The following is a 26,180-nucleotide window of genomic DNA, read 5'->3' as shown; positions in this document are numbered from 1 at the left end:
AATTGTTTGATTTTTCACAAACAGTGTGGTAAAGTGCTGTTAGATTAATCAAATGTTTATGAGAGATACGAATGGAAGCCAGTGAGATGCTGGCACGGTCCCGCCACTGTGATAAAGCGTTCGAGCTTTTAAGTCAGGTCTTTTCTTATTTTTCATTATTGGGCAAACTGTTTCGAGGCAAAACAGGGTGTTGCTAAAAAAATGACGTTTTTTGAAAGTCAGCCCAAGAATATTTGATTCAATCCCACACATAGCACGATGATGTGTATGGGAATATTGGGCTGGTCTTTCAATGGGGAAAGAGATTTCAAGTACAATGGCGTACTGCTGATTCCCAGCGCATGTGTTGATTAATAATTACAGAATAGACACCATACACTGTTGTATGGATTGTAAAAGAAGCAAAGGGGCTTCAGACAAATGGATCTTGTGATTTCCATTGGTTTGAAGGCTCTTTTATTTTGGTTTCAAGGAGGAATGTTCGTGGAAAGTATACAATTCTCGACACAGATCATTGTGGGAGAAGATGCGTTACAAAGTCTTGAGAGTGTCAAAGATAAGCGTGTTTTCATCGTTACTGATCCCTTTATGGTAGAAAATGGTCTGGTAGAAAAAGTCAGGACTTATTTAAATCAGTATCACGTATTTAGTGATATTGTTCCTGATCCACCACTTGATAAAATCGTTTCAGGAATCAAAGAAATGGAAAGATTTCAAAGTGAAGTCATCGTAGCAATCGGTGGCGGTTCAGCCATCGATGCAGCGAAAGCAATGAAATATTTTGGGCAAAAGACAATGGATCTCTTGACTGCCCAATTTATTGCAATCCCAACCACCAGTGGGACAGGGTCTGAGGTGACAAACTTCTCAGTGATCACGATCAGTGAATTGGGGTTGAAGATCCCTTTAGTAACAGAAGAGATCCAACCGGATATAGCGATATTAGACACTGGACTAGTCATGAGTGTCCCACCAAAAATCACTGCCGATACGGGAATGGATGTGCTGACCCATGTGATTGAATCCTACGTTTCTACAGAAGCAAATGGGGTAGCAGATGCCTTATGTGAGAAAGTGGTTGCTTTAGTTTTCGAATATTTAGAGCGAGCCTACAAAAATGGGCAAGACAAAGAAGCAAGAGAGCAAATGCACTTAGCCTCTTGTATGGCAGGGATGGCGTTCAATTCAACTTCATTAGGGTTGAATCATGGAATCGCTCATGCAGCTGGCGCTCGTTTACATGTGCCACATGGACGGATCAATGGGATCTTACTGCCAGAAGTGATTGCTTACAATAGTGGTTTAGAAAATGGTCAAGTGACTGAAATCAAAGTGGCTGAACGATATGCGGCATTAGCAAACTGCATAAGCAATACGCAAACGAAAAATCCTCGTTTAGGTGTGCAGAATTTGATTCGTATGATCAAACAGCTGCGAGAAAAATTAGAGATGCCAGCGACGTTGAGTGAATACGGCTTGTCTTCAAAAGAAGTATTAGTACAAGAAGAAGCAATTACCACCTCTGCCTTAGCAGATGGTTGCACGAGAACGAATCCTCGTAAGGCAGATGAAAAAGGCGTTAGAGCAATATTAAAAGCCATTTTATAAAGATTGACATCGTGAAAAGGTTAACATATAATGAATGAGCACAACGGAGTGCTTCAAAATTTAAGAGCAATGGGGCCCTTAATAACAAGCGTAAAGTGAACACTTTATGGCTTATTATTGAGGATTTTTTATTGCTTAAAATGAAGGAGCGAGTCTTGTTTGGAAGAAAAACAACGAATGATCCAAGAATACGTCCCAGGAAAACAAGTCACTTTAGCCCACATCATTGCGAGTCCCGACAAGGAAGTCTATACAAAATTAGGATTACCGGCAGGCACAAGCAATGCGTTAGGGATTTTGACGATCACGCCAAGTGAAGCCGCAATCATCGCTGTGGATATTGCAACGAAAAGTGGCGACATTACCATTGGTTTTATCGATCGTTTCTCTGGTTCAGTAGTTATTTCTGGCGACGTGAGTTCTATTGAAGCAGCATTACATGCTGTATTGGATGGACTCAAACAGATTTTGCAATTCTCTGTGACGTGTGAAATTACAAGAACTTAGTTCGGGGGAGACAAAGCGTATTGAATATGAAGGGCAGAATTGTGATAGTAGACGATGAACCAATCACACGATTGGACACTCGAGATATTCTACTGGAAGCTGGTTATGAAGTTGTTGGGGAAGCCGCAGATGGATTTGAAGCAATCGAAGTTTGTAAAGAGAACAAGCCGGATCTCGTATTGATGGATATCCAAATGCCGATTTTAGATGGTCTAAAATCCGGTAAAAAAATCATCCAAGATCAGTTAGCAGGGAGTATCGTGTTTCTTTCTGCTTACAGTGATCATGAGAATACGGAGAAAGCGAAGAAATTAGGAGCAATCGGTTATCTGGTAAAACCATTAGATGCAAAATCATTGATCCCGACCATTGAAATGGGGATCGCTAGAGGAAAAGAAACCCAAAACTTGCTGCAGCAGATCGATAAACTACAGTTGAAATTGGAAGAACGAAAAGTTATAGAGAAGGCAAAAGGGATCTTAGCAAAAGAAAATAATATTTCTGAAGAAGAAGCTTATCAGATGTTGCGCGCATTAAGTATGAACAAACGCGCACGGATGAGTGACATCGCAGAATTGATTATTATGGATGATGAATAATGGAACGGATCAATACATTATGTCAGCGTTATACCAACTTAACCCAGTCAGATATCCAAGAGCTTTGTCGGACGAGTGCTTATTTAGCAGAGTCTAAGCATTATGAGATGGCAGATGTGTTCATCGATGTTTTTAATGAAATGACGAAAGAAGCATTAGTTGTCTATCACAAAAAGCCAAAATATATTCCCTCATTATATAAACATGAAGTTGTCGGAAAAGAAGCGTTATTAAAAAATGAACCTGGCGTTTTACGGACCATGGAAACAAGCTTGAATAGCATTGGTTTGTTAGCAGTCACGCAAGAGAATCGCTTGATCAAACAAAACATTTTTCCGATTCGTAATGAACAACGAACAATTGGTGTGATCATCGTAGAAGAGGGAGTCGAGCAACCGATTGGGGCAGTTGAACGACAAGAATTACAGTCAAACGAGCAAGGGACAATAGCAATCGAATCGACAGTTGATCCTCTAATCATGGACCAGTTAGCCGAAGCGGTCTTGATTTTTGATACGACCACAGGAAATTTGGTCTTAGCAAATCATCGGGCCAAAGAATTATACCGAAAACTAGGCTATCGCGAAATGATCAACGATTTACACTATGACAATCTCTCCCTTGATTATACAACGTTCGAATATGTTCTTTATCAGATGAACGATCAGACCGAAAATCGGTTGATCGAATTAGAGACAGCGTATTTAAATTATTACTTTAATATTCGAAAAGTTTGGATTGATGCAGGATCGAGAGTAGCAATGATTATTCAAGATAATACAGAAGTGAAAAAGAAAGAAGATGAAATCGTCTCAAAATCGGTGGCGATCCGCGAGATCCATCACCGTGTCAAAAATAATTTACAGTCCGTCGTTTCGTTATTGAGGATCCAAGCACGCCGTACCACTAGCAAAGAGGCTAGTAAAGTACTAAAAGAAAGTGTGAACCGGATCATGGCGATCGCGATGACACATGAATTATTGTCGAAGCAAGTGGAAGATAATGTTTCCTTGCGACAAATGCTTGAGGCAGTGATGTACAATTTCCGGCATATTTTCAATCCGGAGAAAGTGCGATTGAATCTAACCGTTGATCCGACGATCACTGTTTCTAGCGATCAAATGGTTTCCATTTCCTTAGTCGTTAACGAATTACTCCAAAATATCTTTGATCATGCCTTTGAGGCAGATCAAAATGGCGTAGTTGAAGTCAGTGGGGAAATCGAAAATAGAGTCATTACGATCACTGTCACAGATAATGGCAATGGCTACGATATCAACCGAAACAAAGAGACCAGTTTAGGTTTGATGATCGTGAATAGCTATATCAAAGATAAGCTAAAAGGAAAAGTAAAAATTGAATCATCCAATAAAGGAACAAAAACTTGTTTCTATTTTGAACAGAACACCAAAGATGTTGTTCGGTGAAAAAGCAACGATGCTTAAAGATGCGTAGAAGAGATTCTAGGCTGTCTTTAAGCATTTTTTGTTTGCAGAAAGGAGAAAAAAGATGGCAAAAGAAAAAATTCTTACTGTAGGGATCGATTTAGGTACCTCGACGACTCAGCTTGTTTTATCTGAGTTGACGATCGAAAATTTCGCCTCTGCGTTTTCTGTTCCGCGGATCACGATCTCAGATAAGGAAGTGATCTACCGTAGTGAAATCATCTTCACTCCTTTGATCAATCAGACAATGATTGATGATGAAGCAATCAAAGCGTTTGTTTCCCGACAATATCACCAAGCAGGGATAGAAAAGCAGCAAATCCAAATGGGTGCGGTGATCATCACCGGTGAAACAGCTCGTAAAGCCAATGCGAGCAAAGTATTACAAGCACTGAGTGGCTTTGCTGGAGATTTCGTGGTCGCGACAGCTGGCCCAGATCTTGAAAGTATCATTGCCGGAAAAGGGGCAGGCGCGCAAGAGTATTCGACAAAGCGTCATGCTTCGGTCGTCAACATCGATATCGGCGGCGGCACGAGTAATTTAGTCGTCTTCATCGATGGGGAAATCGATGATACCGCCTGTTTTGATATCGGTGGTCGGTTGATCAAGGTCGACCAAGCAGGGAATATTTCGTATATTTCACCAAAGATCACAGAAATGGTCGAGCAGTTGAGATTACCCTTGAAAGTTGGAACAAAAGCTTCTGTTACTGTCATCCAACCAGTGATCGATGAGTTAGTAAAAGTTTTGGCGAATAGTGTGGGTATCGGAGAACGAAGTCCCTTTTATGAGTTATTCATTACGAACCGAGGATTACGGCTAGATGGCGAACTACCAATCGTCACTTTTTCTGGTGGCGTAGCGGATTGCTTGATCGAAGAAGTGACAGATATATTCAAGTATGGGGATATCGGTCTGTTACTAGGTACGGCTTTACGAAAATCGCAAATTTTTGTTGAAAAAGAAGTCTTACAAAGTAATGAAACGATTCGGGCAACGGTGGTCGGTGCAGGTTCCCATACCGCTGATATTAGTGGCAGTACGATCGCTTATCATGAGCAGATCCTGCCAATCAAAAATATTCCGATCTTGAAAGTTTCCCAAGAAGATGAGTCCTTGCCTGCGGAAGCAATGGGTGAGCGAATCAATGAAAAGCTGGCTTGGCATCGTTTGGAAGAAACACCGCAAATCGCTTTAGCGATGAAGGGGCTCGTGAATCCGACATTCGCAGACGTCCAACGATATGGGGAAGGCATCGTTCGAGGGTTATCTGCCTTGATCAATGAAAATATCCCACTAGTCATCATGGTGGACGAGGACATGGCAAAAGCATTAGGTCATGCATTACATGCGTATTTACCGGGGAATTATCCGTTCATCTGCATTGATTCCGTCAAAGTAGAAAATGGGGATTATATCGATATTGGTCAACCTGTTGCCGAAGGTGCAGTGTTACCGATAGTTGTCAAAACATTAGTATTTAATTAAGGGAGCGACAAGAAAAATGATTTTAAAAACAAAATTATTTGGCAAAACCTATCAATTTTCTTCAGTCAAAGAAGTATTGGCTAAAGCAAATGAAGAAAAATCAGGAGATAAATTAGCGGGTGTGGCAGCAACTTCTGCGGAAGAACGAGTGGCAGCCAAAGTCGTGCTATCTCATCTGACTTTAAACGATTTATTCAACAATCCAGTGGTTGATTATGAGGAAGATGAAGTCACACGTATCATCATCGGCCAAGTCAACATGCGTATTTTCGGCATGATCAAACATTGGACAGTTGCCGAATTAAGAGAATATATCCTTTCAGACAAAACAGGAGATTTTGAAATCAAATATATCTCTCGTGGATTGACTGCGGAAATGATTGCGGCAGTCTGCAAATTGATGTCAAATATGGACTTGATCGTAGGCGCAAAAAAAATCCACATTGAAAAAACAGCCAACACAACAATCGGTCGCGCAGGTACTTTCTCCAATCGTCTACAACCAAATCATCCAACAGATGACGTAGACGGGATCATGGCTTCTGTAATGGAAGGATTATCGTACGGGGCCGGCGATGCACTGATCGGATTGAATCCAGTGGATGATTCGACAGAAAGCGTGAAACGTTGTTTAGATAAATTTGAAGAATTTCGTAGCGAATGGGAGATTCCAACACAAACCTGTGTCTTGGCTCACGTGACGACCCAGATGGAAGCCATGCGTCAAGGCGCACCGACTGGTTTAGTTTTCCAATCCATTGCTGGATCAGAAAAAGGAAACACTGCGTTTGGTTTGACTGCGGATATGTTAGCTGAAGCGCAAGCATTAGCATTGAGCAATGGCCAAGCAGCTGGACCGAACGTGATGTATTTTGAAACTGGTCAAGGTTCTGAGTTATCATCTGAAGCTCATTTTGGTGCAGACCAAGTAACGATGGAAGCACGTTGCTATGGATTAGCGAAGAAATTTGATCCATTCCTTGTGAATACTGTTGTCGGCTTTATTGGACCAGAATACTTGTATGATTCAAAACAAGTCATTCGTGCAGGCTTAGAAGATCACTTCATGGGTAAACTAACAGGTTTATCAATGGGTTGTGACGTATGTTATACAAACCACATGAAAGCAGATCAAAATGATATGGAAAACTTAGCTGTGTTACTAACATCAGCCGGGTGTACGTATATTATGGGGATTCCTCATGGGGATGATGTGATGTTGAACTACCAAACGACAGGTTTCCATGAAACAGCAACAGTCCGTGAATTGTTCGGTTTACGTCCAATTAAAGAATTTGAAGGTTGGATGGAGAAAATGGGTTTGATGGAAAATGGGAAATTAACAAGCCTAGCCGGCGATGCTTCAGTATTTATCAAATAAGTGGGGTGCAAGAAAAAAATGAACGAACAACAATTGAAAGAAATGATCACTTCCATGCTAAGTGAAATGGTAGCCGGTGAAAAAACAATAGAACAACCGAAAGCACCAGCCGCAACAACAAATACGATGACAACAACCATGCCAGTAGTAGAAGAAGGGATGATCGATGACATCACAGAGGTAGATCTGCGGAAACAGCTTTTGGTCAAAGATGCAAAAGACGAAACAGGATACTTACGTATGAAGGCATTTACACCTGCTCGTATCGGAGTGGGACGTACAGGCACTCGCTATATGACTGATTCTACCTTACGTTTCCGTGCGGACCATGCAGCAGCACAAGATGCCGTATTCTCTGATGTTGATCCGCAATTGGTTGAGGAAATGGGCTTCATTTCAACACAAACGATTTGTAAAACAAAAGACGAATACTTGACTCGTCCAGATTTTGGTCGTCAATTTGACGAAGAAAATAGCACAAAAATCAAACAACAAACGACCGCAAAAGCCAAAGTACAGATCGTTGTTGGGGACGGATTAAGTTCTGCGGCTATCGGAGCAAATATCAAAGAAGTACTACCAGCAATCAAACAAGGCTTGAAAATGTATGGCTTAGATTTTGATCAAGTCGTATTCGTAAAATATTGTCGTGTACCATCAATGGATCAAATCGGCGAAATCACCGATGCAGAGGTCGTTTGTTTATTAGTTGGTGAACGTCCTGGGCTTGTAACAGCAGAATCGATGAGTGCGTATGTTGCTTACCGTCCAACTGTCGGAATGCCAGAAGCTCGTCGTACAGTGATCTCAAACATCCATAAAGGTGGGACACCAGCGGTCGAGGCCGGTGCATATATTGCGGAATTGATCAAGAAAATGTTAGATAAGAAAAAATCTGGTATTGAGTTGAAAGAAGCCGAATAGGAGGAGAAACATCAATGAAAAATGATCGTTTAGGCGCAAACGTCTTAAGTGTTCAAGTCATTCCTAATGTAGATGCTGCATTAGCGGAGCAATTTGGGTTGACACCAGGGATGCGCTCATTAGGTATCGTGACATCAGATTGTGATGATGTGACTTATGTGGCTTTAGATGAAGCAACAAAGGCGGCGGAAGTAGAAGTTGTTTATGCAAAAAGTATGTATGCAGGAGCGGCGAATGCCTCTACGAAACTTGCGGGTGAAGTGATTGGGATCATTGCTGGACCAAGTCCGGCTGAGATCACCAGTGGACTATCTGTCGTGACACAAGTCATTGAACAAGAAGCAAGCTTTATCAGTGCAAATGACGATGACAGCATCGTGTACTTTGCCCATGTGGTTTCTCGTTCTGGAAGATACTTATCAAAAGAAGCGAACATTCGTGAAGGCGAAGCAATTGCTTACTTGATCGCGCCACCTTTAGAAGCGATGGTTGCACTAGATGCAGCATTGAAAGCGGCGGATGTTGAAATCTGCAGTTTCTTTGGACCACCATCTGAAACAAACTTTGGTGGGGCGCTTTTAACGGGTAGTCAATCAGCATGTAAAGCAGCTTGTACAGCTTTTGAACAGGTCGTTCAACGGATTGCAGAAAATCCATTGAGCTACTAAGGGAGTGTCACGAATGAATGCGATTGGAATGATCGAAGTTCGCGGATTTTTAGGCGCTGTCAGTGTCAGCGATGCTGCGTTGAAATCCGCAGATGTGACCTTGTTGAATGCGGAGATCATCAAAGGTGGACTAACCACTGTCCAACTAAGTGGTGATGTTGCTGCTGTGAATGCAGCAGTCGATGCAGGGGTCGTCGTAGCGAAGGCGTTGAACTGTCTGATCTCACATCATGTGATTTCACGGGTGGATGAACAGACGCACATCCTTTTTCAACAACCGAAAACAGAAGAACGTGTCACTGAAGTAACACCTGATCGTTTAGAAGAACCAGCCAAGTCGACGAAAGTCGAAACGAAGGTTGAAGCCACCCAGATCAGTGAAACAAACGATCGTCGTGCGGAGTTACAAGCAAAACGTATCGTAGAGCTACGAAAAGAAGCTTACAAATTGAATGTGAAACATTTAAAACCATCAGAAATCAAATCTGCAAGCAAACAATCATTAGTAGAGGCGATCATGGCAGAAATTAAAGGAGTGACCCATCGTGGATAAAGATTTACGCTCGATCCAAGAAACCCGTGATTTGATCGAAGCTGCAAAAAAGGCGCAAAAAGTATTAGAAACATTTTCGCAAACGCAGATTGATCAAATCGTCAAAGCCGTTTCAGACGCTACATTTGCACAACGTGAACGTCTAGCGAAAATGGCGAATGAAGAAACTGGCTTCGGCATCTATGAAGACAAAATCATCAAAAATGCTTTTGCTTCAAAAATCGTTTATGAAGAATTCAAACATACGAAAACAGTGGGTGTCATCAATGAAGACCCACAGAAAAAGGTAACGGAGATTGCCGTACCTGTTGGCGTAGTTGCTGGGTTGATCCCATCGACAAACCCAACTTCAACAGTGATCTACAAAGCATTGATCGCATTGAAAGCTGCGAATAGTATCGTCTTCTCCCCACATCCCAACGCATTACAATCGATCCAAGCGACAGTGGAGATCATTCGTTCAGCGATCGAATCTGCGGGTGGACCAAAAGAGAGTGTTTCAGTGATCACGACACCAACGATGCAAGCAACAAAAGAATTGATGACCCACAAAGATACAAACTTGATCTTAGCCACTGGTGGCAATGCGATGGTCAAAGCTGCGTATTCTTCAGGAACACCGGCGATCGGCGTAGGCCCAGGCAATGGTCCAGCATATATTGAACGTAGCGCATTGATCCCAATGGCGGTGAAACGGATCATGGATTCTAAAACATTTGATAATGGAACGATCTGTGCATCAGAACAGTCGATCATCGTGGAAAAAGTCAATCGTGAAGCAGTCAAAGCTGAATTGATCAAACAAGGTGCTTACTTCTTGAGTCCAGACGAAGCAGATAAATTGTCTCGCTTTATCTTACGACCTAACGGCACGATGAACCCACAAATCGTTGGACGTTCGGTTCGTCATATCGCTTCATTAGTTGGGTTGAATATTCCATTTGATCGTCGTCTGATCGTGGCAGAAGAAAGCAACGTTGGCATCAAGTATCCATTCTCAAGAGAAAAATTAGCACCGATCATTGCTTTTTACACGGTAGAAAACTGGCAAGAAGCTTGTGATCTATCGGTAGAAATCTTAAAAGGTGAAGGTGCAGGACACACAATGTGTATCCATACTGAAAACAAAGAAGTCGTCCGTGAATTTGGCTTAAGAAAACCAGTTTCTCGTCTGTTGATCAACACCGCAGGTTCATTAGGCGGAATCGGGGCTTCAACTGGCTTAGTTCCAGCGTTGACACTAGGGTGTGGCGCCGTTGGTGGAAGTTCTACATCTGACAATATCGGAGTAGAAAACCTATTCAATGTTCGTCGTGTCGCTTACGGTGTCACTGATCTAGCGGACATCCGTCAAGAATTTGGCGCTGGCGCTCAAATGCCAGTCCAAGAAACAAACAACCAAGGGGGCAACAAAGATGAGTTGATCGATACACTCGTTGCCCAAGTATTAGCTCGATTACAATAATATGTAATATATATTAATTGAAAAAACACACAATAGGAGGAAATTATAATGTCAAGTACAAACGCTTTAGGAATGATCGAAACTCGTGGATTAGTAGGTGCTGTTGAAGCAGCAGATGCAATGGTGAAAGCAGCAAACGTAACATTGATCGGCAAAGAACAAGTAGGTGGCGGCTTAGTAACAATCATGGTTCGTGGTGATGTTGGGGCTGTAAAAGCAGCAACAGATGCAGGTGCAGCAGCAGCTGAACGTGTTGGCGAATTATTATCTGTACACGTGATCCCACGTCCTCACACTGAAGTAGATGCGATTTTACCAAAAGTGGCTGAATAATCATCGTTATAGACATCTAAAATGAAACAAGAGGTTGTGACAGAAGGGTTCAGCTCCGAGAAATAAGGGCGAAAAGCCGAAAATATTTTCTCATATTTTTGGCTTTTCGCCCTTATTTTTGAAGGAGTTGCTTCTGGAATGCCGTTTATCTATGTTGTGGAAGTAAAGTGGATATTATTGTTATAGGCTTGTTTCCAAGACGAGATCAATGCTTGGAAATAATCCATTGGAGAAAGGAGAGCGTCCTATGAGTGTGATTACAGAAGACCAGTTACGGTACATGTTTCGGAAAAAAGAAATACAAACAGGAATCACTTTCGTTGTGCCAAAGGATTGTCTTTTGACTCCCGCAGCTTCTAGCTATTTACGTGAGCATCATATTCCGCTTATGCGAGAAAACCTCGTTTCTTCTCCAATGGAGAAACCTAAGCAACCTATGTTTGAACAAGAATCGTTGATACCCAGTGTGCGACGAAAAATCTGTTTAGAAATAAAAAAACTGAAAAATCTACTCTTCTTTCATTTATTGGAAGAAAACGATATTTATGCCGAAGGTTGGTTGTATTTAGAGTATCAGCAAGATTGGTTAGTAAGCTTTAGTCGATTGGATGGGGAAAAGCTCTCAACTCATCCAAAACGACTTTCAGGAATGATGTATCGTTCCTCCTTGCAAAAAAGAACCTTGCGCTATTCAATCAATGAGATCGAGTATCAAATAGAGAAAATCAGTCAATTGTTAGAAGAATTTCCGACAGATTTAGCTATTTTTATGTTATGGGCAGAAGAATTGCAACGTATGATTCAACTGCCGAAAAATGAGTAGGAGATGAACCGATTGGATCATTTAAATGAAATTATCAATGAAGTGGTACAACGTATCCAGTCACAACAACATTCTTTCGAAGTAGAAGCTTCAGGAAGACACGTGCATTTGAGTCGCAAAGATATCGACGCATTATTTGGTCCAGGATACCAATTGACCAAAGTAAAAGAATTGTCCCAACCAGGTCAGTATGTCTGCAAAGAGCGGATCACTGTCGCAGGTCCCAAAGGCTTATTCCAAAATGTGGTTATTTTAGGCCCAGAACGTGCGGAGTCACAAGTCGAAGTTTCGATGACGGATACACGTATTTTAGGCAGTCGCGTGCCTGTCAGAGAAAGCGGCAAAATCGTAGGAACACCAAGTGTGGTCTTGATGAACGGTGAATCAGCTGTTCAATTAGATAAAGGGTTGATCGTGGCAAAGCGCCATGTCCATATGACGCCAGAAGATGCAAACAAAAACCAAGTAGTGAATGGTCAAACGGTGAAAGTACGTGTGGAAGCAAGTCGTCCGCTGATCTTTGATGATGTGGTTGTCCGTGTCAGTCCAGATTTTGCGACGTATATGCACATTGATTACGATGAAGCAAATGCGTGTGGCTTGAACAAAGGAGATCGTGGTTACATTTGTAAATAGGGAGGGGATTTCGTGAAGGTAACGGAGATTGAAAAAGTCATTCAGCAAGTCACCGAAATGCTGATGAACCGATTGCCCGCAGCTGACTATCAGTTAGCATGGATGGACGAAAAAGCAAGTTATCCTACAACGTTATTCGCTGAACGATCGATGGTCGATTGGATAGAAACGCAAGATCCAACGAAAAGCGATGGCTTAGTCGTCCAACATGTCAGTTTTCCTCAATTGGCCGCGATTGCTCAGTTGCTACCGACTGATCGTAAAACGGCGAGTATCCTTTCTTTTTTGTTCGCAGGAAAGCCTGTCTTGGTTCTGCAAACAGAGTCAGTGAACAGTCCAAACAAAATGAAGTACCATCTGAAAAAGAAAATCACTGAATCAACAGTGCAATGCCAACGTTATGGGATGTATTTTTTCGAAGAAGAAAATGCAAGCTATGACTCATTTTTAGCGGCTTGCCGAAAAAAGGTGTTAGCAAATGAGTTGCCAAAGCGAAAGTATATCACAGAGAAGCAATTGATCCAGCGACTACAACAAACAAATGGAATAGATTTAATGAATCAGGAACGGTTGACACCCTTAGCAGAGGAGTATGCGCTAAGAAATCGTTTATTCAAATGAGGAGGGATCACAGATGCTATTAGGTGAAGTGACTGGAAGTCTATGGTCGACCAGAAAAGATGAAAAACTAAATGGTTGGAAACTACTGATGGTCGATGTACTAGACGAGAAAGAAACAAAAATCGGATTTATTGTCGCAGCAGACAATGCCGGTGCCGGAGTTGGTGACAAGGTATTGATCAGCAAAGGACAAGCAGCCAGAATTTCAGCTGGTGATCCAGATACACCCATTGATGCAATGATTGTCGGTGTGATTGATTCAATTGAAGAATAAAGGAGATTTACGATGAGTATCAATGAAATCATTATGTATATCATGGTTCTTTTTATGGTTATCGGCGGGATCGATAAATGTATCGGGAACAAATTAGGTTTAGGGGAACAATTTGAAGAAGGCTTGATGGCGATGGGTTCATTAGCTTTGTCAATGGTCGGGATCATCACATTAGCACCTGTTCTTGCAACAGTTCTTAGCCCAATCGTTGTACCTGTGTATGAATTCTTAGGTGCGGATCCTTCGATGTTTGCGACGACTTTGTTAGCAAACGATATGGGTGGCTTCGCCTTAGCACAACAAATGGCACATGATCCACAAGCTGGCTTGTTTGCCGGTGCGATTCTAGGTGCAATGATGGGCCCAACATTAGTTTTCACGATTCCCGTTGCCTTAGGGATCATTGAAAAAGAAGATCAACAATACTTAGCAACAGGTGTGCTGAGCGGGATCATTACGATTCCATTAGGTTTGTTAGCAGGTGGCTTAGTCGCTGGTATGCCAATGAGTATGATCTTACTAAACTTATTGCCGATCGTGATCGTGGCTGCTTTGATCATCGTTGGTCTATGGTTAGCGCCACAAGGGATGATCAAAGGATTCAATGTCTTTGGTAAAGGCGTAGTGATCGTCGCAATTGCTGGCTTGGTCATTGGTGCAATCCAACAATTAGTTGACATCACATTGATTCCAGGAATTGCTCCGGTGACAGAAGGTATCGAAGTAGTGGGTGACATTGCGTTGACATTGGCAGGCGCATTCTGTTTAGTAGCTGTCATCACACGAGTGTTCAACAAACCATTGATGAAATTAGGAAAAGTTTTAGGTATGAATGAAATTGCAGCTGCCGGCATGGTGGCTACTTTAGCAAACAATATCCCAATGTTCCAAATGTTAAAAGATATGGACCGTCGTGGAAAAATCATCAATGTAGCATTTGCAGTTTCTGCTTCATTTATTTTAGGTGATCATTTAGGCTTTACTGCGGGCGTGGCGAAAGAAATGATTTTCCCGATGATGGTTGGAAAAATCGTTGGTGGGATCACTGCAATCTTTGTCGCAGTATTCATGGCCAATCGTTTATTAGGAAAAGAAAAAGAAGTAACCGTAAGTGAGCAAACAACAACGAAAGAGCAAACGATCGTAGAATAGGAGCGTGGCGAAAATGGCAGAATTAGATCGTCAAATGATCGAAAACTTAGTACGACAATTAGTGATGGAAAAATTGATGCCGGCAAAACAGGTCGATCCTAGTGGTGTTGCTTCCATTAGACTAGCAGAAATGACTGTTTCTGAGGAAGATCGCCTTGATACAGGTAACCCTGCTGACCGTGTGTATACAAAAGATCTTTTTTCATTACAAGAAAGCCCACGTCTGGGTTGTGGCATTATGGAAATGACCGATACGACTTTTGATTGGACGTTAGAATATGATGAAATCGATTATGTGATTTCTGGTCAGTTAGATGTATTGATCGATGGACGCAAAGTCTCTGCAAAAGCTGGCGAATTGATCTTGATCCCGAAAAGTACGAGTATCCAGTTCTCAGTAACTGGTGAAGCACGCTTTATCTATGTCACTTATCCAGCCGATTGGCAATCGCAATAAACAAAGTATTTCGGAAGTACCGGTTATTTGGTTTTATGGCTGGTCGGGCTTCATGATCTCAGGTAACAATGGATAGGTGCAAATAATCAATTTAAGTGAGTGGCTATTTTTTATTTCAAGTATCGTTACATGAGAGTGCGGAAGAAGGTCTAGAATGTACTAAAGCCGAATAACCGGTGCTTCTGAATAGTTTAGGTTTAATGAGTCAAGTGGCACGTTTTGAAGCGGCAGTATTTTTTGTCGCATAAATGATCTGAAAAGTGAAGTGGTAAATTCTGTTGATTCAGGATTTACCGCTTTTTTGTTGCTTTTCCCAATAGCATCATTCCTTAGAATTTTCTTGTTTTATGTTATTGTAAGAGAAAGAACAAACAAGAAAGGAAGAAATCGGATGAAAAAAGCGTTGTTGATCGTTAACCCTAGTTCTGGAGGAGAAAAAGCAAAAGAATATGAAGAAATGGCAGAAAATAAATTGCGTACCATTTTTGAGGAAGTCCAAGTCTTACACACTGAAAAAAGTGGCGATGCAACAAATTTTGCTCGTGAAGGGGCGTTGGAAAAAGTCGATAGTGTCTTTGCGATGGGCGGTGATGGAACAGTCAATGAGGCAATCAGCGGTCTCGCAGAGCAAGAGGAACGACCAAATTTTGGCTTCTTTCCTTTAGGAACGGTCAATGATCTAGCCCGAGCATTGAATATGCCGATTGATCCAGAAGAAGCCATCCAACAATTCTCGATCGACCACACGAAACCGTTAGATATCGGGAAAATCAATGATCAATACTTTATGAACGTCGTTGCCATTGGAACGATTCCAGAAGCGATCAATGACGTTGATCCTGAAAAGAAAACCAAACTAGGAAAGATGGCTTATTTTATTTCTGGCTTCAAACAACTGACGAATACCCAATCCTATACGTTCCGTGTGGAAGCTGATGGCGTAGAGGAAGAAATCGAAAGTAGCACACTGCTGATTGGTTTGACAAACTCAGTCGGTGGTTTTGAGACGCTCTTACCAGAGGCAGAAATCAATGATGGCAAGCTTCATTTTGTATATTTAAAAGACCGCTCATTTTTTGATACCTTAAAAGCAGTGCCTGATTTGATCAAAGGGGTCGATGCGACAACGGAGAATCTTGCGTATCAGACCGCAGAAAAACTAGTGATTTCTTTAGTGGACGAAGAAGAACTGGCAACAAATATCGATGGAGATGAAGGAACAAAACTTCCAGTAACGATCGAAGTATTACCGTCTCATCTATCCGTTTATTGTTAGAATCAAATTAAACAAAATCAACTAGACCAACTACCTAAAACCACGAATATGAAAGATAAAAATAGAAAAGGGTGACTCGATGATGAAACAAATCAACCGAGTCATCCTTTATTTTTTGCGTTTTTTTGTAAACATTGGATGAATTTGTTAAGAGGATTTTTTATGGTTTTCATTTATTTCAAAAAAAGACGCAGATGTACCAAGGTGTTGGTTGATCAAAGAAAAGAACCCTTGTTTTACAAATGATTTACAATCTTCATCTACTCCTATCGCGAAGTCCATTAGAAATTTACATTGAGTCCATAAAATGGAAGATGTACCAAATAAAAAACAAGGGAGCTTACCACACATGTTTTGGAATAAAAGACGATTGAAACTTATTAGTGCGATGTTTTTCATGACCGGTTTATTTTTATTAGCTGGGTGTAATTCTAATGCTCAAGCGGATGGCGAAAGTCAACATTCTTCTGAGCCAATCAAGATTGCTTTTTATCCCAATGAATCAGCAAGTGAATTTGAACAATCAAGAAATGAAATCCAATCGATCGTATCAGAAGCAACAGGTAGAGACGTCGAAATCGTCATAAGTACGGACTATAATATCGTGATCGAATCCATTGCCAAAGGACAAGTAGATTTGGCGTATATGGGGCCCGATGGCTATATTGAAGCAAATAGAAAAAACGAAAATGTTCAAGCGATTTTAACAAATTCGGGTGCAAGTGGCACTCTGGAAGATGCCGTCTATTACAGTTTTATTGTCGTCAATGAAGAAGATACAGCGGAGTATCAAGAGGGTGATGGCTATACGTTGGAACCGATCGAAGGCAAAGCGTTTTCCTTTGTCTCTAATTCTTCGACTTCTGGGTTTAGAGTACCAAGTCAAGCAATCGTTGATCAGTTTGGACTTGGTAGTTCGGATGAATTGATCATCGATGGCGATTTCTTCAACAAAGTACTTTTCGGAGGTTCCCATCAAGGCTCTGCCGTCAACTTGCTTAAGGGAGATGCGGATGCAGCAGCATTTATGAACATGGCTCAATATTTTGATGTCGTGGAGGGGGAAGAAAACAAAGCTGGTGTCGTTTACCAAGTAAAAGCTGATGCAGAGGCACCATTTGATACAGTCAGAGGCGAAAAAGTCCGTGTGATCCATTCGATCCCAGTGTTAAATGGACCATTTGTTGTCAACAAAGATAATCTGGATGAAGAAACAGTCGATAAAATCACTCAAGCCATGATGAGCGAAGAAGTGACGAATAATGAAGCGATCTTTTCACCAAAAGACTCAGAATCTGTGGGTCTATATCAGAAAGAAGCCGATGAACAATTTGTAGAAGTCACTGATAGTTTCTATGACCCACTTCGCTCGAAGTAGAAAGGACGAGCCATGCTATTACAAGTAGACTCGATTTCAAAAACCTATAGTAACGGGAAACAAGCGTTAAAGGACATTTCCTTTCAACTAGAAAAAGGAGAATTTGTTTCGATCATCGGACCATCTGGGGCAGGAAAATCCACGATTCTACGTTGTATCAATCAGTTGATTTCTGCCAATGAAGGGGCTGTCTTCTTTGAAGATGAGGACATGCAACGTCTAAAGAAGAAGTCTTTGCGCTTAAAAAGAAGAAGAATCGGTATGATTTTCCAGCATTATAATTTAGTCAGTCGCCTCACAGCTATTGAGAATGTCCTTCACGGTAGACTTGGATACAAGTCTGCCGTGAAAGGCTCGATTGGTGTCTACAATGAAGAGGAAAAACAGGAAGCCTTCGATTTGTTAGAAAAAGTCGGATTATCAGAGTTTGCTTACACACGTTGTGATGAATTGAGTGGTGGACAAAAACAACGTGTCGGGATTGCTCGAGCGTTGATGCAACGTCCTGCGTTGATCTTATGTGACGAACCGATTGCATCTTTAGACCCCAAATCTTCGAAAGTCGTTATGGATTACTTACGGCAAGTGACGAAAGAATTAGATATCGCTTGTCTAGTGAATCTTCACCAAGTAGAGGTTGCGATCGATTATTCCGATCGGATCATTGGCGTAAACAGTGGCAATGTCGTGTTCTCTGGGAACCCAGATGAACTGACAACAAATCAAATCAATCAGATTTATCAGTCTGATGAATTGTTAGTATAGGGAGGGCTTGGATGGATAAAAAACTGAATCAAGATCTCTTTCGTAAAAAGAAGCAGTTTTTATTTGTGACACTCTTTAGCTTTGTTGTCGTGTACGTTGCCTTTTCACAATTTGTTGGCTTTCAATTTGGTGCAGCTATTGCGGCGATTCCCCAGAGTTTTGTCTGGTTGTTCACCAATTTTATCCCAACGGAAAATTCGATCCAATCCTTGCCATTGATCTTATCTAAATTACTTGAGACGGTTTTGTTGTCGATCACAGCAACGATGACTGCCACAGTATTTTCATTGATCACGGCAATCATTGGTTCAGAGACAACTGGCCTGAATAAGGGAACAAAAACAGTGGCACGGGTCTTTGCTAGTTTTTTTAGAAATATCCCGATCGTGGTTTGGGCAATGGTCCTACTGTTGAGTTTCAAACAAAATGAATTTACTGGTTATTTAGCCATCACCTTTACAACGTACGGTTACTTGACACGCTCGTTTATGGAAACGATCGATGAAGTGGCAGGAAGTATCACAGAAGCGATGACGGCGACTGGTGCTTCTTACTTTGCGATCATTTTTCAAGGCATCTTACCGATGGTCTTTGGTCAGCTGATCAGTTGGATATTGTTCATGATCGAAAACAACATCCGTGATGCAACATTGGTCGGCATATTGACCGGAACGGGGATCGGTTTTCTATTTGACCTCTATTATAAGAAATTTCGCTACGATATGGCAGGAATGGTCATCTTGACGATCGTTGTCATCGTGATCGCACTGGAACTTTCGTCCAATAAAATTAGGAGGATGATTCATTGATATGGTCCAACGACAAAGTGAACTTGAATTAGCGGTGACAGAAACCGTCTTAGCCCAACCGACAAAAATCAGACGAAATGCTAAAAAGAAAATCCGTATTCGCGTGTGGAAAACCTATCGGATCGTCCCTTGGGTCTTGTTTACGCTACTGACTAGTATATCGATCTACACCTTACTCACGATGGATTATGGCGAGGTTGTATTGCTGGATGCGACGCGACAATTTTTTACAGACTTGCAACGGATTTTTCTCCAGCCAAGACTCTCTGGACGTTTTTCTTTTGAGACATTGCTCCAAGCTTTAGGTATGACGGTAGGTTTGGCGGTGATCACCACATTGCTTGGAGGTGTGACAGCCTTCTTGATGGCGTTATTTACAGCAAGAAATATCAGCCATTCAGGCCCATCAAACGCGATCCGAACAGTGATGTCCTTCATCCGTGCGGTGCCAACGATCTTGTGGGTCATGATTTTCTCGATCTTGATTGGATTGGGTGCGAATGCGGCAATCATTGGCATGTCTTTTCACACGATTGCTTACCTCACAAAGGTCTTTTCTGAGAGTATTGAAGAAATCGATTCTGGTGTGATCGAAGCATTGCGTGCATGTGGGGCAAGTTGGTGGCAGGTGGTGTTCCAAGCAATTTTACCTTCTTGTATGACCGCTTTGCTTTCTTGGTTGTTCATTCGTTTTGAGATCAACTTTACTAATGCGATTGCCGTAGGTGCCGCCGCAGGAGCGGGTGGTTTAGGGTTCCAACTTGCGATGACAAGTAGTTTTTATTTTGATTTTCATGAGATCGGCGTATTAGTGTATATGATTTTAGCAGTAGTTGCGATCTTAGAAGTCGTGGCGATCAGACTACGAAAAAAATATATCATTCACGCTTGATTGAGATGAAATTGACTGGAAAAAAGGAGAGGAGAACGTCGAGTGAAAGCAGATTTGCATGTCCATAGTTACTTTTCAGATGGTAGCAGTTCACCAGAAGAACTACTCAAATTAGCATTGAATCATCACATGAATATCCTGTCCGTCGTAGATCAAGATACCTCGGCGGGATTAGCTCACATAAGACAGGTCTTCGCTCCTTCCCCAATCAATTTTATTGAAGGCATCGAAGTGACCGCTTATGATTTCAAACGCCGGCAACAGGTACATATCTTGGGGTATAATTTACTGAATTATCAGTATATCGAACAGTTATGTGAACCGTTGCGTGCGGCGCGAACAAGAAATACCTTACGTCAGTTGAGACGTATCCAAACTGAAGGATTTCGTATCAAAGAAGAGCAAGTAAGACAGTTTGCGAAACAGGCGACCGCTCTTTACAAACAACACATCATGTCTGCGTTGATCAAAGCAGGATACGATACATCGATTGATGGACATCTTTACCGTAAATTATTCAAATATAATGATTTTGGTCAAGAAGAGGCAGAGATGATCGATGTCTACGAAGTGATCCAAGCAATCAAGCTCGGCGGCGGGATGTCCGTCGTTGCCCATCCGGGAAAGCTCGACAGTTTCGAGTTGATCCCTGAACTGGCTTCGTTTGGTATTGATGGTATCGAAAAATATCATCCAGAACATAGTTTGAAAGATCAACGAAAAGTACAGGAATTAGTTGATCGTTTCAATATCCACTGTTTTGGAGGATCTGATTTTAAAGGGAAGAACGGGCCAGATTATTTTGGTGAGTGTGCCATGGCTAATGTTCGTGAATTTCCTGACGAGTTATTACTCGATGCACATATGAAAGCCAACTAAATTTTTTTCTTTTTTATCCTATATTTTATTTAGCCCCCTGGCTGAAAAGACGGTCTTTCCATTCGTGCGATCATCCTTGCACGTGTTGAAAGACCGTTTTTTGTGTAGGTAAAAAGTATCTAGTACGCCATTACTGTCTAGAATGGAATAAACGGAATTCAAGAAGGGGCACTTTAATAATAAGAGGGTACTTCTGTTCCCGCCGTTTATTCGGTTATAGGTGGGGGAGGTGAACGAATGTCCCATTCCCTGATCAGTGTGAACCGTTACTTCAAGACAGTGGTTTTTTTGTTTTCAAGTGTTGTCAATCTAACGCAGCAACAAATCGTTGCGTGATCTCTTGTGGGCGGGTAATGGCGCCCCCAACCACGATACCAGCTACACCTAACGCTTGGATTTCCTTGGCTTGTTGGGGCGTGTGGATCTTTCCTTCTGCAATCACGCACACATCTGCTTCAAGAAGGCGTTTGATCAACTGCACATCAGGCCCTTCTGTTTCTTCACTTTCTTCGGTATAGCCGCTTAATGTCGTCCCGACAAAATCGATCCCGGCTTTATAAGCATTGATTCCTTCTTCAAAGGTCGCAATATCTGCCATGAATAATTGATGAGGATATTTCGTTTTGATTTGTTCAATGAATGCGTTGATCGATAAGCCATCGTGTCGTTTACGCAGGGTACAATCAAGTGCAATCATTTCTACGCCAGTGGCGACTAATTCATCCACTTCTTTCATCGTTGCAGTGATAAACGGTTTTTCAGGTGGATAGTCCCGTTTGATGATACCGATCATCGGTAAATCAACTTTTTCTTTGATCTCTAAAATATCTCTGACTGAATTTGCCCGAATACCGACTGCGCCAGCTTTCTTTGCAGCTAGTGCAAAATAAGGCATCAAGCCACCTTCTTCTGAATAAAAAACTTCGCCAGGTAATGCTTGGCAAGAAACGATCAATCCATGACTGATTTGTTCTAAAAATTCTTGTTTGTCCATTTGTCAAAAACTCCAATCTGAAAACAATAGTAAGCCATTTCTACCAAGAAATATAGCATCCGCTTTCATGCGTGTAAAGAGAAAGGGCTTTATTCACAGCACCTTCCATTGGAAAAATCATTCGTTTACAAAAGAAGGATCAAAATTTTTTCGCTTATACTGAAAAAGTTCTTGATTTTTTCTTGGATTTTGGATATGATTTTAACAATTTAGGGTGATTTAAAGAAAAGGGGAAGAAAAATGACGAAGTATCAACGAAAGGTATTATTATCAACATCGGCGGGTATTGCTTTAGAAAATATGGATATTATGTTTTTAGCTTTTTCATTATCTTCAATGATCGCAACTTTTAATATTAGTGGAACGCAAGCAGGGTTGATTGCAACGATCACTAATTTAGGGATGCTCGTTGGAGGTATTTTTTTTGGATTGATGGCGGATAAATATGGGCGAGTCAAAGTATTTTCGCAAACCGTCATTTTATTCTCGATTGCTTCTTTACTCATGTATTTTGCTTCGAATATTTATCTTGTTTATCTGTTTCGTTTTATCGCAGGAATCGGCGCTGGCGGGGAATACGGCGCATGTATGTCTTTGATTTCTGAAAGCTTTTCAAAGAAACAAATTGGTCGTGCATCTTCTGTCGCTGCAATCGGCGCACAAGTTGGTGCAGCTTTGGCCGCCATCTTAGCAGCAGTGATCATTCCTTTGTTTGGCTGGAAAATGCTTTATGTCATCGGTGTCTTGCCGGTCTTGATGGTTTTGTTTATTCGAAGAGGGCTAAAAGAACCAGAGGCATTTGAAGAAACAAAAGAAACTGGGAAAAAGACAAAGCTTAGTCATTTGTTCCAAACGAAACACATGGCATGGCAAACGACAGGTCTTAGTCTGATGGTTACTGTACAGATTGCTGGTTATTTCGGCTTGATGAATTGGTTGCCTTCAATCATGCAAGCACAATTAGGTCTATCAGTATCGGGTTCCTCTTTATGGATGATCAGCACGATTTTGGGGATGTCATTAGGGATGATGACGTTTGGGATCATCATGGATAAAGTTGGTCCAACCCTCGCATTTGGTTTGTTTCTGATTTGCTCCTCTTTGTCTGTCTTTTTACTCGTACTTGCACACAGTCAATGGAGTTTAGTTGCTGCAGCAGTAGTCGTAGGTTACTTCATCAACGGAATGTATGGTGGTTATGGAGCGATCATCAGTAGTTTGTATCCAACAGAGATCCGTGCCACGGCGAATAACTTTATCATGAACCTAGGACGAGCAGTAGGCGGTTTTTCATCGATCGTGATCGGCTTTCTAATGGACCATTATAGTTTGACGGCTGTTATTCTATTTCTAAGTGGAATTTATTTAATCAGTTTACTCGTCTTGATGACTTTATCAGGCGTAAGAGATCTGAAAACAAGTTTACAACAATAGTAAATGGATCAAAGCGATATTCTAACATATGATTAAATTGAGGCTGTGACAGAAGCGTTTGTTCTAAGTTGGAGAAGACGAATGTCACAGCCCCAGTTTTACATAAAGCACCGACCAACCAATCCAAACGGTGAACTTAGCGTGGATGAGACGTAAATGAACCTTTTCTTTAATTTAAAACCGGCGATAAGATATTTTTTTTTCTGAAAAATAGAACAGATTATTAAAATAAGTCTAAACTATTTTTTCGTTAAACATGGTATGATTAATGTAACTTGATTTAAAATTAGGAGAAGATCAATGGAAAAAATCAATCAATTTAGAGATGATCGCAATTGGCGGCAATTTCATAATGAAAAAGATTTAGCAATTTCGATTTCTTTAGAAGCCTCAGAATTATTAGAGTTATTCCAATGGAAGCAACCAGAAGAAGTGACAACCACTCAGCTTGAACGAATCAAAGAAGAACTAGCAGATGTGTTGATATACTCTTATATGATGGCCGACAATCTAAATTTAGATATCGATACGATCATTGAAGAAAAATTAGAAAAAAACAATCAGAAATACCCAGTAGAAAAAAGTAAAAACAACAAAGAAAAATATACAGAATTATCATAGGAAGATAAGCGTGGAAGGTGGAAGATACATGAAAAAAAAAGGAAGAGTCAAAAAGTGGCTGGTCAATTTCCTATTGTTTCTACTATTATTAGTAGGATTAGCCTTGATCTTTAATGAACAGATCAAAGATTTTTTTGTTAAAAATACAGGAGATGCGTACGCTATCTCTAATGTGACTCGTGATGATATTGTCAAAAATAATCAAAAAGAGGCAAACTTTGACTTTGATTCAGTTGAATCAATGAGTTCAGAAGCGGTGTTAAGAGCCCAATTGAATCGACCAGATCTACCAGTCATTGGAAGTATCGCCGTCCCATCCGTCTCGATCAATTTGCCGATTTTTAGAGGGTTAGATAATGCAAACTTATTGTACGGTGCCGGAACGTTAGACCCAAATCAAGAAATGGGGAAAGGCAACTATGCCTTAGCAAGTCATCGTGCCAACAATCCGGAATTACTTTTTACTCCATTAGAAAATCTAAACTTAGGGGATAAAATCTATATCGTCGATTTGGAAAACGTCTACACGTATAAAGCGACATTCAAAGAAAAAGTCGACCCTTCAGCAACAGAATTATTGAACATCGAAGAAGGAAAAGAATTGATCACCTTGATCACTTGTGGTGATATGGATGCCATTACACGCCTAGTCGTCCAAGGAGAACTCGAAAGTATCACACCAATGAAAGAAGCCACCCAAGAAATGAAAAACGCCTTTGACATGCCAACGAGAACGTTTTAGAAGAGGTTGTGAGAAAAACGTTTTGATCTGAGCAGTAAGATAGAAAATTGAAAAATAGCTTCTCATATTTTACAATTTTTTTGCTTAGTGATGAAGATCAGTTTTTCGATCACCGTTTATTAGAGGTTGTGAAAAAGCCGTTCAGCTCCAAGTAATAAGGGTCTCCCTGAGAAAATAGTTTTCTATATTTTCTCAGGGAGACCCTTATTTCCGAAGAGGTTACTTCTGTTCCCGCCGTTTATTCGGTTATAGGTGGGGGAGATGAACGAATGTCCCACTCCTTTTTTGTTACTCTCATCGCATGTATATTGGATTCAGTGTTACAAAATGCTAAAAGTTCTTCTCCTTTTGAAAAAATAAAAACCATGAAAAGGGTTGCATAACGAATGTAATAGTGATATAGTAAATGTAGTTAAACAACGGATTGTTACTGTTCGGCAGGCAAAACCAGAATTCAGCTAGTAATTACGGGCGGGTTCTAGGTTTTTTTATTTTTTAGTTGGGAGGTCGATGTAGATGGTCATAGAAAAAGTCTTGAATAATAATGTCGTCATTTCAAAAAATGAATTAGGCGAAGAAATCATCTGCATGGGAAAAGGTCTTGCTTTTCAAAAAAAATCAGGCGATACGATCTCTGAAGAATCGATCCAAAAAGAATTTGTGTTAAAAGATTCTTTTACTACGCATCAGTTCCAACAATTGATGGCAGATGTCCCATTAGAAGAGGTCGAGCTGGTGAAGCAGATCGTCGACCTTGCCGAAGAACAACTAAACATTCAATTATCGCCAAACATCTATTTGACACTGACCGATCATATCCATTATGCGATCAGTCGAGCAAAGGAAAACATCGAATTACCGAATCCTTTATTATTTGAAACAAAAAAGTTTTATCCTAAAGAATATCGAGCAGCCAAACAAGCCCTTCAACTTGTTGAAGAAAAGCTTGGTGTGACCTTACCAATGGATGAAGCAGGCTTCATAGCCTTTCATTTCGTCAATAGTGAACAAGGAAATGGCGACATGCAAGTAACGATGGCGGCAACGAAAATGGTGCGAGATATCCTAAGTATCATCAGTAAATTTTTCGGCATCGCCTTTGACGAAGATTCCTTGAATTATCAACGAATCATCACACATTTACAATTTTTCACACAACGATACTTAAAAGATGAAGCTTCGGATGAGAAAGATGAATTTCTTTATGCGCTTGTCCAAGGAAAATATCCAAAAGCGTTTCGCTGTGTGGAACGGATCAATGAATACCTGATACAAACACAACAAAAAGAGATGGGACCAGGGGAACAAATCTACCTGACGATCCACATCCAACGTGTAGTAACAGAAAAACAAACCCAATGATAAGGATTGTTACTGGATCAAGCAGGCAAAACCTAGATTGAAAATATGGACACGTCTCATCACGTGACCGTTTTTTCAATCTAGGTTTTTTAT

The 26,180-nt window shown here is 41.0% G+C and carries 28 protein-coding genes and 1 riboswitch; of the genes, 27 read left to right on the top strand and 1 reads right to left on the bottom strand.

Going from position 1 to position 26,180, the window contains the following annotated elements:
* The first annotated feature begins 46 nt into the window (after window positions 1-46).
* A riboswitch (adenosylcobalamin (AdoCbl) riboswitch) is annotated at window positions 47-196 on the top strand.
* 287 nt (window positions 197-483) lie between these two features.
* The 23 genes from IGJ49_RS11435 (at window position 484) to IGJ49_RS11325 (ending at window position 20,934) form a co-directional block, all read left to right on the top strand.
* On the top strand, window positions 484-1,608 hold the full coding sequence (locus tag IGJ49_RS11435; protein WP_194179487.1) for a 1-propanol dehydrogenase PduQ: 1,125 nt from the start codon (window positions 484-486) through the stop codon (window positions 1,606-1,608).
* A gap of 159 nt (window positions 1,609-1,767) precedes the next feature.
* On the top strand, window positions 1,768-2,115 hold the full coding sequence (locus tag IGJ49_RS11430; RefSeq protein ID WP_438723487.1) for a BMC domain-containing protein: 348 nt from the start codon (window positions 1,768-1,770) through the stop codon (window positions 2,113-2,115).
* Window positions 2,116-2,141: 26 nt separating this feature from the next.
* A complete protein-coding gene (locus IGJ49_RS11425; RefSeq protein ID WP_034691823.1) occupies window positions 2,142-2,714 on the top strand; it encodes an ANTAR domain-containing response regulator in 573 nt (190 codons plus the stop codon).
* Entirely contained in the window at window positions 2,714-4,141 is a 1,428-nt protein-coding gene (locus IGJ49_RS11420; RefSeq protein WP_010734668.1) for a sensor histidine kinase, read from the top strand. The genes IGJ49_RS11425 and IGJ49_RS11420 overlap by 1 nt, the downstream gene beginning before the upstream one ends.
* 82 nt (window positions 4,142-4,223) lie before the next feature.
* A complete protein-coding gene (gene eutA, locus IGJ49_RS11415; protein WP_438723484.1) occupies window positions 4,224-5,648 on the top strand; it encodes an ethanolamine ammonia-lyase reactivating factor EutA in 1,425 nt (474 codons plus the stop codon).
* A gap of 16 nt (window positions 5,649-5,664) precedes the next feature.
* Window positions 5,665-7,029, top strand: coding sequence for an ethanolamine ammonia-lyase subunit EutB (locus IGJ49_RS11410; protein ID WP_438723482.1), 1,365 nt, complete (start codon window positions 5,665-5,667; stop codon window positions 7,027-7,029).
* A gap of 18 nt (window positions 7,030-7,047) precedes the next feature.
* Window positions 7,048-7,953, top strand: a complete 906-nt coding sequence (gene eutC, locus IGJ49_RS11405; RefSeq protein ID WP_224434188.1) for an ethanolamine ammonia-lyase subunit EutC — start codon at window positions 7,048-7,050, stop codon at window positions 7,951-7,953.
* Between the two features lie 14 nt (window positions 7,954-7,967).
* On the top strand, window positions 7,968-8,621 hold the full coding sequence (gene eutL, locus IGJ49_RS11400; RefSeq protein ID WP_010734672.1) for an ethanolamine utilization microcompartment protein EutL: 654 nt from the start codon (window positions 7,968-7,970) through the stop codon (window positions 8,619-8,621).
* A 13-nt stretch (window positions 8,622-8,634) separates the two neighbouring features.
* On the top strand, window positions 8,635-9,174 hold the full coding sequence (locus IGJ49_RS11395) for a BMC domain-containing protein (protein WP_224434187.1): 540 nt from the start codon (window positions 8,635-8,637) through the stop codon (window positions 9,172-9,174).
* Complete coding sequence (locus IGJ49_RS11390; RefSeq protein WP_096081676.1) at window positions 9,164-10,639, top strand: acetaldehyde dehydrogenase (acetylating); 1,476 nt, start codon at window positions 9,164-9,166, stop codon at window positions 10,637-10,639. Before IGJ49_RS11395 ends, IGJ49_RS11390 begins: the two co-directional genes overlap by 11 nt.
* A gap of 48 nt (window positions 10,640-10,687) precedes the next feature.
* The gene (locus IGJ49_RS11385; protein WP_010734677.1) at window positions 10,688-10,972 is read left to right on the top strand and encodes a BMC domain-containing protein; all 285 of its coding nucleotides are present in this window, start codon (window positions 10,688-10,690) and stop codon (window positions 10,970-10,972) included.
* Between the two features lie 247 nt (window positions 10,973-11,219).
* A complete protein-coding gene (locus IGJ49_RS11380) occupies window positions 11,220-11,795 on the top strand; it encodes a hypothetical protein (RefSeq protein ID WP_438723478.1) in 576 nt (191 codons plus the stop codon).
* A gap of 3 nt (window positions 11,796-11,798) precedes the next feature.
* Window positions 11,799-12,431, top strand: coding sequence for an ethanolamine utilization phosphate acetyltransferase EutD (gene eutD, locus IGJ49_RS11375; protein WP_224434185.1), 633 nt, complete (start codon window positions 11,799-11,801; stop codon window positions 12,429-12,431).
* Window positions 12,432-12,443: 12 nt separating this feature from the next.
* Window positions 12,444-13,052 (top strand): hypothetical protein, encoded by a 609-nt coding sequence (locus IGJ49_RS11370; protein WP_224434184.1) that lies wholly within the window; start codon window positions 12,444-12,446, stop codon window positions 13,050-13,052.
* Window positions 13,053-13,065: 13 nt separating this feature from the next.
* Window positions 13,066-13,326 (top strand): EutN/CcmL family microcompartment protein, encoded by a 261-nt coding sequence (locus tag IGJ49_RS11365; RefSeq protein WP_010734681.1) that lies wholly within the window; start codon window positions 13,066-13,068, stop codon window positions 13,324-13,326.
* A gap of 12 nt (window positions 13,327-13,338) precedes the next feature.
* Window positions 13,339-14,478: an ethanolamine utilization protein EutH gene (gene eutH, locus IGJ49_RS11360; protein WP_375152454.1), complete on the top strand. Its 1,140-nt coding sequence runs from the start codon at window positions 13,339-13,341 to the stop codon at window positions 14,476-14,478.
* 13 nt (window positions 14,479-14,491) lie between these two features.
* Window positions 14,492-14,935, top strand: coding sequence for a cupin domain-containing protein (locus IGJ49_RS11355; protein ID WP_010734683.1), 444 nt, complete (start codon window positions 14,492-14,494; stop codon window positions 14,933-14,935).
* A gap of 391 nt (window positions 14,936-15,326) precedes the next feature.
* A complete protein-coding gene (locus tag IGJ49_RS11350) occupies window positions 15,327-16,211 on the top strand; it encodes a diacylglycerol/lipid kinase family protein (protein ID WP_010734684.1) in 885 nt (294 codons plus the stop codon).
* Between the two features lie 307 nt (window positions 16,212-16,518).
* Window positions 16,519-17,589: a phosphate/phosphite/phosphonate ABC transporter substrate-binding protein gene (locus IGJ49_RS11345; protein ID WP_438723474.1), complete on the top strand. Its 1,071-nt coding sequence runs from the start codon at window positions 16,519-16,521 to the stop codon at window positions 17,587-17,589.
* A 12-nt stretch (window positions 17,590-17,601) separates the two neighbouring features.
* Complete coding sequence (gene phnC / locus IGJ49_RS11340) at window positions 17,602-18,354, top strand: phosphonate ABC transporter ATP-binding protein (RefSeq protein ID WP_224434181.1); 753 nt, start codon at window positions 17,602-17,604, stop codon at window positions 18,352-18,354.
* Between the two features lie 11 nt (window positions 18,355-18,365).
* A complete protein-coding gene (locus tag IGJ49_RS11335; RefSeq protein ID WP_438723472.1) occupies window positions 18,366-19,163 on the top strand; it encodes an ABC transporter permease subunit in 798 nt (265 codons plus the stop codon).
* A gap of 1 nt (window position 19,164) precedes the next feature.
* Window positions 19,165-20,055, top strand: a complete 891-nt coding sequence (locus IGJ49_RS11330) for a PhnE/PtxC family ABC transporter permease (protein WP_010734688.1) — start codon at window positions 19,165-19,167, stop codon at window positions 20,053-20,055.
* 42 nt (window positions 20,056-20,097) lie between these two features.
* Window positions 20,098-20,934, top strand: a complete 837-nt coding sequence (locus tag IGJ49_RS11325; protein WP_062804802.1) for a PHP domain-containing protein — start codon at window positions 20,098-20,100, stop codon at window positions 20,932-20,934.
* Between the two features lie 304 nt (window positions 20,935-21,238).
* Here the strand turns inward: IGJ49_RS11325 and IGJ49_RS11320 are convergent, their stop codons facing one another.
* Entirely contained in the window at window positions 21,239-21,928 is a 690-nt protein-coding gene (locus IGJ49_RS11320; protein ID WP_438723469.1) for an N-acetylmannosamine-6-phosphate 2-epimerase, read from the bottom strand.
* A 240-nt stretch (window positions 21,929-22,168) separates the two neighbouring features.
* On the opposite strand from IGJ49_RS11320, the gene IGJ49_RS11315 reads away from it, so the two are divergent.
* The 4 genes from IGJ49_RS11315 (at window position 22,169) to licT (ending at window position 26,087) form a co-directional block, all read left to right on the top strand.
* Entirely contained in the window at window positions 22,169-23,362 is a 1,194-nt protein-coding gene (locus IGJ49_RS11315) for an MFS transporter (RefSeq protein ID WP_019722476.1), read from the top strand.
* Between the two features lie 300 nt (window positions 23,363-23,662).
* Window positions 23,663-23,983: a nucleotide pyrophosphohydrolase gene (locus tag IGJ49_RS11310; RefSeq protein ID WP_438723466.1), complete on the top strand. Its 321-nt coding sequence runs from the start codon at window positions 23,663-23,665 to the stop codon at window positions 23,981-23,983.
* A 28-nt stretch (window positions 23,984-24,011) separates the two neighbouring features.
* Window positions 24,012-24,725 (top strand): class A sortase, encoded by a 714-nt coding sequence (locus IGJ49_RS11305; RefSeq protein WP_010734694.1) that lies wholly within the window; start codon window positions 24,012-24,014, stop codon window positions 24,723-24,725.
* 516 nt (window positions 24,726-25,241) lie between these two features.
* Window positions 25,242-26,087, top strand: coding sequence for a BglG family transcription antiterminator LicT (licT, locus tag IGJ49_RS11300; protein ID WP_023520149.1), 846 nt, complete (start codon window positions 25,242-25,244; stop codon window positions 26,085-26,087).
* Window positions 26,088-26,180: the final 93 nt, after the last annotated feature.

The organism is Enterococcus sp. AZ171, from assembly GCF_051714005.1.
Taxonomy (GTDB): Bacteria; Bacillota; Bacilli; order Lactobacillales; family Enterococcaceae; genus Enterococcus_B; species Enterococcus_B pernyi.
This window is presented reverse-complemented; position numbering and strand designations above follow the sequence as displayed.